Source organism: Mesorhizobium sp. M7A.F.Ca.CA.001.04.2.1 (assembly GCF_003998485.1).
GTDB classification, from domain to species: Bacteria; Pseudomonadota; Alphaproteobacteria; order Rhizobiales; family Rhizobiaceae; genus Mesorhizobium; species Mesorhizobium ciceri.
Genome location: NZ_RZQT01000067.1, coordinates 24,841 through 33,640, shown reverse-complemented (window position 1 = coordinate 33,640; position 8,800 = coordinate 24,841). Strand labels below are relative to the sequence as shown.

Sequence of the window (8,800 nt, the reverse complement as noted above, 5' to 3'; positions counted from 1 at the left end):
GGAAAGCTCTACTTCGGTGCCATGAAGGTGAAGAACATCCGCATCCACAACCGCCCCGCCTACAACTCGGAAGTCCACGCCACCCGCGACATGGGCGTTGGCGAGCTCAACAACTGCTACGAGGATGCAGAACTGGCCGACACCATCGTTTCGGTCGGAAACAACCCGCTCGAAACCCAGACCAACTATTTCCTCAACCACTGGATTCCGAACCTGCGCGGGACTTCGATGGACAAGAAGAAGGCGCAGCTTCCTGACGAGCCTCACGCCAACGGCCGCATCATCTTCGTCGACCCGCGCCGCACGGTTTCGGTCAACGCCGCCGAGGCCGAAGCTGGCAAGGACAACGTCATGCACCTTGCCATCAACTCCGGCACGGACATGGTGCTGTTCAACGCGTGGCTGACGGAGATCGCCGCCAAGGGCTGGGTCGACAAGGCCTTCATCGACGCGTCGACCACGGGTTTCGACAAGGCGGTCGCCGCCAACAAGACCTCGCTCGAGGACGCGGCGAAGATCACCGGGCTGACCGTTGACCAGATCAAGCAGTCGGCCGCCTGGATAGCCGAGCCAAAGGAAGGCAAGCGCCGCCGCACGATGATCGCCTACGAAAAGGGCCTGATCTGGGGCAACGACAACTACCGCACCAATGCGGCCCTCGTTAACGTGGCGCTGGCAACAGGCAATGTCGGCCGCGAAGGCGGCGGCTGCGTGCGCATGGGCGGCCACCAGGAAGGCTACGTCCGTCCCTCGGACGCGCATGTCGGCAAGCCGGCCGCCTATGTCGACAAGCTGCTGATCGAAGGCAAGGGCGGCGTTCACCACATTTGGGCCTGCGACCACTATAAGACCACGCTGAACGCCCACCAGTTCAACATGGTCTACAAAAAGCGCACCGACATCGTAAAGGACGCGATGAACGCCGTGCCCTACGGCGACCGTGACGCGATGGTTAAGGCGATCACCGACGCGATCAAGGCCGGAGGCCTGTTCTCTGTCGACGTCGACATCATCCCGTCGAAGATTGGCGCGGCGAGCCACGTCTGGCTGCCAGCGGCGGAATCCGGCGAGATGAACCTGACCTCCATGAACGGCGAGCGCAGGATGCGGCTGGTCGAGCGCTACATGGATCCGCCTGGCAACGCCAAGCCGGACTGCCTCATCGCCGCAGGCATCGCTCAAAATCTTGAGCGCGTTTTTCGCGAGATGGGCGACGCCAAGTACGCCGACCAGTTCAAGGGATTTGACTGGAAGACCGAAGAAGACGCGTTCATGGACGGGTATCATCAGAACGCCAAAGGCGGCGAGAACGTCACCTACGAGCGGCTCCGCGCCATGGGCAACAACGGCTTCCAGGAACCGTCGACAGGGTTCGAGGGCGGCAAGATCGTCGGCACGAAACGGCTCTACACCGACGGCAAGTTCGGCACGAAGGATGGCAAGGCGACTTTCATGGAAGCCGCATGGCGTGGCCTGCAGGCGCCTGGCAAGGAGGAGCAGAAGAAGAACAACAAGTTCCTCATCAACAACGGCCGCGCGAACATCGTCTGGCAGAACGCGTTCCTCGACCAGAACAGCGAGTTCGTCATGGATCGGTTCCCCTATCCGTTCATCCAGATGAGCCCCGATGACATGGGCGAGTTGGGACTGAAAAACGGCGATCTCGTCGAAGTCTACAACGAGAGTGGCTCGACGCAGGCGATGGTCTATCCCACTCCGACCGCGAGGAAGGGCGAAACCTTCATGCTGTTCGGTTTCCCGACGGGTGTGGTGGGCAATGTCATCAATGCGGGCACGAACGAACTGATCCTGCCCAACTACAAGCAGACGTGGGCGAACATCCGCAAGATCTCGGATGCTCCGGAAAGCGTGAAGCACCTTTCCTTCAAGTCCACGGAATATCAGGCGGGCTGAGCCACGTATTCTGCCGCGGGCTAACCGGCTCGCGGCAGCTAGCCGTGTCTTCAATCGTCAACGGAGAGTTCTCGCGTGAAATATCTGCTCGTCAGCGCCACAATGGTTTTGGCGTTACTGCCGCCGATCGCCCAGGCCCAGGATGTCGAGGCTGGCAAGACGGTGTTCAAAAAGTGTGCCGCCTGCCACAACGCCGATACTGACGCGAACAAGGTCGGGCCAACCTTGAAAGGCGTCGTGGGCCGGACAGCGGGGACCGTCCCGGGCTATTCGTATTCGAAAGCCATGAAGGACGCGGGTGCAGCGGGCCTGGTGTGGGACGAGCCGAACCTGACGGAATATCTGGCCAATCCCAAGGCGAAAGTGCCGACGAACAAAATGGGGTTTCCTGGCCTCAAGAACCCCGACGACGTCAAGAACGTCCTCGCCTATCTCAAGAGTGTGTCAGGTTAGAAAACCTAGGCCGTTGCGTTTCGAGAACAACGCAGGGGAGGAGCGATCGTGTTTCACGCCGCGAAGCCTGTCTTGAAGGCCGACTGCTCCGCCGGGCAGGGTGGCGAAGCTATCCCGTTCGATACGGCGGTGGCCAAAGCCGTCGCGCTCGCCAAACCTGTTCGATACAGGGAAACAGTCTCGCTTGCCGCAGCATTGGGACGGGTTTGCGCGGCCGATGTCTGCTCGCCTATTTCGCTGCCTCCGTTCGACAATTCGGCCATGGACGGGTTTGCCGTTCGAACGGCGGATTTCGATGGGGAAGGGCCTTGGACCTTTCGCGTGGCTGAACGGGTGGTCGCCGGCGACGTACGCGCCCTTGAGAACCTCGACCCACAAACTGCACTCAGAATATTCACGGGAGCACCCGTTCCGTCGAGCTTCGACGCCGTGGTCACGCAAGAGCACTGTGAGCGAGCTGGCGATACTGTCACGATGTACGAGCGGCCCCGTCGTGGCCGTCACATCCGTCTCGCTGGCGAGGACGTCGGCGCCGACACGGAACTGGTAAAGCGGGGCAAGGGCCTATCCGCGAGAGACCTAACCTTGCTGGCGGCGGTGGGGATCGTCGATGTCCAGGTGCTTCGAAAGGTACGGATAGGACTGCTCTCAACCGGAACCGAATTGAAAGAACCGGGTGAACCGCTCGAGCACGGCCAGATTTACAATTCCAACCGGATCATGCTCCGCTCGTTGCTGGCGGCCTGTCCTTGGGCGGAAATAGTCGACTTCGGCATGGTCCCTGACAGCCTGGGTCTCCTCGCGGACGTTGTTGCCCGCGCGGTCGCGTCCTGTGACGCCCTGGTCACCACAGGCGGGGTTTCGGCAGGCGAGGAAGACCATATGGTCGCGGCCGTTCAGGCTCATGGCGCCGACCTCGACGTCCTCAAGGTGGCGATGCGGCCGGGCAAGCCGCTGAAGGTCGGAAGGATCAGGAACACGGTCTTTGCCGGGTTGCCAGGCAATCCCAACGCCGCCCTGATAGCGTTCCGGCAGATTGTCCTGCCTGCCTTGCGAAAGCTGGCTGGCCTCGCGGAGACCCAGCCGCAATGGTTCTCGGCGGTGGCTGGCTTCAGCTGCAAAAAGCGGCAAGGCCGAACCGAGTTCGTGCCCGTCCGCATATCCAGCCGCACCGAAACGGGTGAACCCGTGCTGGAGATGCTTGAACGTGGGTCCTCGGCCAATTTGATGGCGATCGCGTTGGCCGATGGGATTGCGCTCTTGCCGCCTGACGCGGCCGAGATCACAAACGGCACGCTGCTGCGCTACGAGCCGTTTTGGACCTAGTTCTGTTTCGCGACCACCATGCTGCGCGTCGCCTTGCAAGTCCTTGCAGACGCGGCCCGAGTCCTCTAGTTTTTGCACTAGATACGACATCTCCAATGACATGTGATTCTGAGGAGAATATGAAGCATTTTTCACAATGTCCGGCGTCTTTGTTGAAGCCCATGCAATGCCGGGCGGGGCGTGCCCTCTTGGATTTGGATCAGGCTGAGCTCGCCAAGGCCGCAAATGTTCATCGAAACACGATCGCAGATTTCGAAAAGGGGAAGCGAACGCCCAATCTGAACAACCTGATCGCTATTCAGGGGGCGCTGGAATCGGCCGGAGTGGTCTTAATCGACGAAGGTGCGCAGGGCGTTGGGGTGAAACTGCTCGGGGCGTGAGGGAGGTGCCCCGAAACACAGGGTCCGTGGCCGCAGGCGTGCCCGTCCCTTGATGCAAGCTATTTCGGCCTCAGCTTCGAAGGTATTTGACGAGCGGCGCAATCGCCAGCAAAAAGGCAATGAACGCCAGGATCGAGATGACGGCCATGCCGCCCATCATCCACATGCTTGAACCACCCATCATAGCGGTTATTCCGCGAGACCCGGGTGCGCGCCGCGGTTGCGAGGTGAGCGAGGTGAATTAGTTCGCCGCAGATTTCCGTCAAGACAATAAAGAAGCTCGATCAGCCCCCCGTCGCCCTCACTGCGCCATTGCCTGGTCCTGCCAGTTCGTCGATGATTGGACAGTCCGGCCTGTCATCTCCCTGGCAATGCTCGACGAGGTGATGAAGCAGTCCGCGCAGTCCGACCAGTTCGGCGATCTTCCTGTCGATCTCCAGCAGCTTGGCTTCCGCGATTGCCTTTACGTCCGCGCTCTCGCGGTCCTTGTCGCCTCTAGGCATCCTGATACCGTCAACCGATCCCGACGCGGCAAAACGTGATCGTCGGGCTTGCCTATCGTCATGTTGCTGTCATATGTTGGCGTTACGTACCCTTAATTCCGGATTTATGGATACATGGATAAAAAGTCGGCTCTTCTCGCATTGGCGGCACTCGGCCAAGACACCCGGCTCGAGGTCTTCCGCCTGCTCGTCAAGGCAGGCGCAGATGGCGTGCCCGCCGGCGAAATCGCTTCGCGACTGGATACGGTGCAGAACACCATGTCGGCGCACCTGAAGGTCCTCGACCATGCTGGTCTGGTCCGCGCTGAGCGTGACGGCCGAACAGTCCGATATCTCGCAGACATGACGGGCTTCCGCGACCTGCTCGCCTATCTCATGGAAGACTGCTGCAACGGCGCGCCGGAGCTCTGTCAGCCCGTGATCCAGGCGGTAACCTGCAAATGCTGAGGAAGGAGCCCATGAGCGATCAAATCTACAATGTCTTGTTTCTCTGCACGGGGAATTCGGCGCGATCCATCCTCGCGGAGGCGATCCTGAACCGCGTCGGCGCTGGCAAGTTCAAAGCCTATTCGGCGGGCTCGCACCCCAAAGGGGAGGTCCACCCCTACACGCTCCAGCTTCTGAAAACCCTCAACTACGACACCTCCTTCGCCCGTTCGAAGGACTGGGAGGAGTTCGCGGTCCCCGGCGCGCCGAAAATGGATTTCGTTTTCACCGTCTGCGACAATGCAGCCAACGAATCCTGCCCGGTCTGGCCGGGACAGCCGATGACGGCGCACTGGGGCGTGCCAGATCCGGCAGACGTGGAGGGTACCGACGCCGAAAAGCACCTGGCTTTCGCCGAGGCCTACCGCATGCTCAACAACCGCATCTCGATCTTCGTCAGCCTGCCCATGAACATGGTCGACAAGCTCGCGCTGCAGAAGCGCCTGGACGAGATCGGCCGCAACCTGCCGAAGGCGGGCTGAACCTCATGGCGAACGACCTGCCACGCCGCGTCGTCGCGGAAGCCTTGGGAACCGCGCTGCTGGTCGCGACCGTGGTCGGCTCCGGCATCATGGCCGCCAAGCTGACGCACGACGTCGCCGTTTCGCTGCTGGGCAACACACTGCCGACCGGGGCGATCCTCGTGGTGCTGATCACCATACTGGGACCGATCTCGGGGGCGCATTTCAACCCCGCAGTCACGCTGGTGTTCGCGCTCCGCCGGGAGATAGAGGCGAACGCGGCGCTTGCCTATGTCATCGCACAAATCGCGGGCGGCATCGCCGGGACCTTTTTGGCCCACGCCATGTTCGAGCTGCCGATCCTCCAGGCCTCCGCGACGGTGCGGACCGGAACCGGGCAGTGGCTTGCGGAGGCGGTCGCCGCCTTCGGCCTTGTCTTCACCATCCTGGCAGGGCTGCGTTTCCGCTCCGACGCGATCCCCTGGCTGGTCGGGCTCTACATAACGGCCGCCTATTGGTTCACCGCCTCGACCTCCTTCGCCAACCCGGCCGTCGCGGTCGCTCGCGCTTTTTCCGACACGTTTTCCGGCATCCGTCCGGTCGACCTTCCGGGCTTCATTGCCGCCGAATTGCTAGGGGCCTTGCTCGCGATGGCGCTCGCGGGCTGGCTGCTCGCTGAGACGAAACCAATCAGACAGATGAAGGCTGCCGAATGACTGTTACGATCTACCACAACCCTGACTGCGGCACCTCGCGCAACACGCTGGCCATGATCCGCCAGTCCGGCGAAGAGCCGCAAGTGATCGAATACCTGAAGAACCCGCCATCACGCGAAAAGCTCATCGAACTGATTGCCGCGATGGGAAAGAAACCCCGCGATCTACTGCGCGAGAAGGGCACGCCATACGCTGAACTCGATCTGGGCAATCCCAAGTGGACCGACGACGAGATCCTCGATTTTATGCTGGCGCATCCGATCCTGATCAATCGGCCGATCGTGGTGACGCGTCTCGGCGTCGTTCTCGCGCGGCCTTCGGAGGCGGTTCTCGACATCCTGTCCAACCCCAATATCGGGCCGTTCGTCAAAGAGGATGGCGAGGTCGTCGTCGACACCAGGGGCAAGCGCATTGCCTGACCGGGATCAGGTGGCCGAAGGCTCGTTGCCGAACGTGGACGAAGACCAGTTCCGGCCGATCGACCTGCAAGCGCTGCTCGACGCGCCGCGTTCGATCCACAGGCCCCGCGTGCTGATGCTCTATGGCTCGCTGCGGGAACGCTCCTATTCCCGGCTCGTCACCGAGGAGGCGGCGCGGATCCTTCGCCGGCTGGGCGCCGAGGTGCGCATCTTCAATCCTTCGGGCCTGCCGCTGCCGGATTCGACGTCCGCCGATCACCCCAAAGTCCAGGAACTGCGGGACCTGTCCATCTGGTCCGAGGCCCAGGTCTGGTGCTCTCCGGAACGGCACGGCTCCATGACGGGAGTGATGAAGGCGCAGATCGACTGGCTGCCGCTGTCGATGGGCGGCGTACGCCCGACGCAGGGCAGGACGCTCGCCGTCATGCAGGTTTCAGGCGGCTCGCAGAGCTTCAACGCCGTCAACCAGCTCCGCATCCTCGGTCGCTGGATGCGGATGTTCACAATCCCGAACCAGTCGTCGGTTGCAAAGGCCTTCGCCGAGTTCGACGAGGCAGGCCGCATGAAGCCGTCATCGTACTACAACCGGATCGTCGATGTGATGGAGGAGCTGATGAAGTTCACGCTGCTCCTGCGCGACCGTTCCAGCTACCTGACGGATCGCTATTCCGAGCGCGTCGAGAGCGCCGAAGAAGTGGCCAAGCGGGTGAACCAGCGGTCGATCTGAGGCGCGTCCTGCCGCAGACAGAATGGCGGACGGGACGCGGCAGGCAGACTATGAGCGCAACCGCAGGCATCCGTCGCCTGTCGTTTGTCTGGGGGCAACTGATGGCAACTGAACCGCCCTGCAGTTTCGGCGACCGGGCGAGCGCGCCATGAGACCGCGCGACGTCGCGTTGGCGACCTTGCCTCCCGCGCTGTGGGCGATCGCCTACACGATCGCCAAACCCGCCATGCTGACCTTTCCTCCCATGTTCCTGATGGCGATCGTCTATGCGGTCACGGCACTCGCGCTGTTCCGGCCATCGGGCAGGCGGCAGACGCCGCTGTGGGCGCTGGTCGCCGCGGCAACGCTCGGAGGAAGCCTGCAGAGCGCGCTCATATTCAGCGGCATTGCCCTCGTGCCCTCGACGATGGCGGTCCTGACAGTCCAGTCCCAGGTTCCCTTCGCCGTCCTGGCAGCCTGGGCGATCGGCCAAGAGCGCATGAACGGCCGTCGGCTAGGCGGTATCGCGCTCTCGCTCGCGGGCGTGGCGCTCGTTGTCGGCTTGCCGCAATCGGTCGGCCAATTCAGGGGCCTGCTCCTCATCGTTCTGGGCACGTTCTGCTGGGGCATCGCACAGGGAATAATACGGGCGGCGTCGAAGGATTCGGGCGGCCAGCTCATGGGAGCGATGTCCGCCATTGCGGCCCCTCAGCTGCTGGCGATGTCGTTCGTTCTCGAAACCGGGCAGCGCCAAGCCCTGCTCAACGCAGGCCTCTTCGACTGGGCCGCCATGGCCGTGCTCGCTCTCGGCGGCTTCGTGGCTGCTTACAGCATCTGGTATGGCCTGCTTCGCCGATATCGCATCGACCAGGTCGCACCGTTCGCGTTGCTGATGCCGATCATCGGCGTGATCATAGCCTTCCTCTTCCTGAACGAACGCCCTTCGCCCTCGGTACTGGCTGGAGGGGCGGTGATCCTGATCGGGCTCGGCCTTGTCGTGCGTGCGCCAACGAAGTCCGAACTGCAGGCCGCGTAAACAGCTGAAGCATCTTATTTCCACATTATTCGAAATTAGCTTGACGGTATGATCTGTCGGGTCTAATAGTATTTCCATGAAACTCGAAAAAGCTGCCTCTCAGCTCGAAGCGCTCGGCAACCCGACGCGGCTTCAGCTCTACCGCATCCTGGTCCGTGCTGGGGATGACGGCCTTCCGGTCGGCAGTGTCCAGGAGAAGCTCGAAATCCCTTCGTCGACGCTTTCGCATCATCTCAAGCGGCTCGTCGACACAGGTCTTGTGACCCAAGAGCGCCAGGCGACGACGCTGATCTGCCGCGCCAACTATCCCGGCATGAACGCGCTGATCGGCTATCTCGCCGACGAGTGCTGCGCCGACGCAAAGTGCGCGCCGGCGGTTAACGAAACCGTGGCATGACCT

The 8,800-nt window shown here is 62.0% G+C and carries 11 protein-coding genes and 1 pseudogene; 11 read left to right on the top strand and 1 reads right to left on the bottom strand.

Annotation, left to right across the window (positions count from 1 at the left end):
- The 4 genes from EN955_RS20965 to EN955_RS20950 form a co-directional block, all read left to right on the top strand.
- A partial coding sequence (locus EN955_RS20965) for an arsenate reductase (azurin) large subunit (protein ID WP_127223447.1) occupies window positions 1-1,914 on the top strand: 1,914 nt, incomplete at its 5' end.
- A gap of 102 nt (window positions 1,915-2,016) precedes the next feature.
- Window positions 2,017-2,367: a cytochrome c family protein gene (locus EN955_RS20960; RefSeq protein WP_032899593.1), complete on the top strand. Its 351-nt coding sequence runs from the start codon at window positions 2,017-2,019 to the stop codon at window positions 2,365-2,367.
- Window positions 2,368-2,415: 48 nt separating this feature from the next.
- Complete coding sequence (gene glp, locus EN955_RS20955; RefSeq protein WP_024505034.1) at window positions 2,416-3,693, top strand: gephyrin-like molybdotransferase Glp; 1,278 nt, start codon at window positions 2,416-2,418, stop codon at window positions 3,691-3,693.
- 119 nt (window positions 3,694-3,812) lie between these two features.
- On the top strand, window positions 3,813-4,073 hold the full coding sequence (locus EN955_RS20950; RefSeq protein WP_081714407.1) for a helix-turn-helix transcriptional regulator: 261 nt from the start codon (window positions 3,813-3,815) through the stop codon (window positions 4,071-4,073).
- A gap of 284 nt (window positions 4,074-4,357) precedes the next feature.
- Here the strand turns inward: EN955_RS20950 and EN955_RS20945 are convergent.
- Window positions 4,358-4,564, bottom strand: a pseudogene (locus EN955_RS20945) (MerR family DNA-binding protein); the annotation flags it as partial.
- Between the two features lie 126 nt (window positions 4,565-4,690).
- Here EN955_RS20945 and EN955_RS20940 point away from each other — a divergent pair.
- The 7 genes from EN955_RS20940 to EN955_RS20910 all read left to right on the top strand — a co-directional run bounded on the left by EN955_RS20940 (window position 4,691) and on the right by EN955_RS20910 (window position 8,797).
- On the top strand, window positions 4,691-5,023 hold the full coding sequence (locus EN955_RS20940; RefSeq protein WP_024505032.1) for a helix-turn-helix transcriptional regulator: 333 nt from the start codon (window positions 4,691-4,693) through the stop codon (window positions 5,021-5,023).
- A gap of 11 nt (window positions 5,024-5,034) precedes the next feature.
- Entirely contained in the window at window positions 5,035-5,544 is a 510-nt protein-coding gene (locus tag EN955_RS20935) for an arsenate reductase ArsC (RefSeq protein WP_024505031.1), read from the top strand.
- Window positions 5,545-5,549: 5 nt separating this feature from the next.
- Window positions 5,550-6,239, top strand: a complete 690-nt coding sequence (locus tag EN955_RS20930) for an MIP/aquaporin family protein (RefSeq protein WP_024505030.1) — start codon at window positions 5,550-5,552, stop codon at window positions 6,237-6,239.
- Entirely contained in the window at window positions 6,236-6,658 is a 423-nt protein-coding gene (arsC, locus tag EN955_RS20925) for an arsenate reductase (glutaredoxin) (protein ID WP_024505029.1), read from the top strand. Before EN955_RS20930 ends, arsC begins: the two co-directional genes overlap by 4 nt.
- Window positions 6,659-6,668: 10 nt before the next feature.
- On the top strand, window positions 6,669-7,385 hold the full coding sequence (gene arsH, locus EN955_RS20920; RefSeq protein WP_024505028.1) for an arsenical resistance protein ArsH: 717 nt from the start codon (window positions 6,669-6,671) through the stop codon (window positions 7,383-7,385).
- Between the two features lie 148 nt (window positions 7,386-7,533).
- Complete coding sequence (locus EN955_RS20915; RefSeq protein WP_024505027.1) at window positions 7,534-8,400, top strand: DMT family transporter; 867 nt, start codon at window positions 7,534-7,536, stop codon at window positions 8,398-8,400.
- Between the two features lie 76 nt (window positions 8,401-8,476).
- Window positions 8,477-8,797, top strand: a complete 321-nt coding sequence (locus tag EN955_RS20910) for a metalloregulator ArsR/SmtB family transcription factor (protein WP_024505026.1) — start codon at window positions 8,477-8,479, stop codon at window positions 8,795-8,797.
- Window positions 8,798-8,800: the final 3 nt, after the last annotated feature.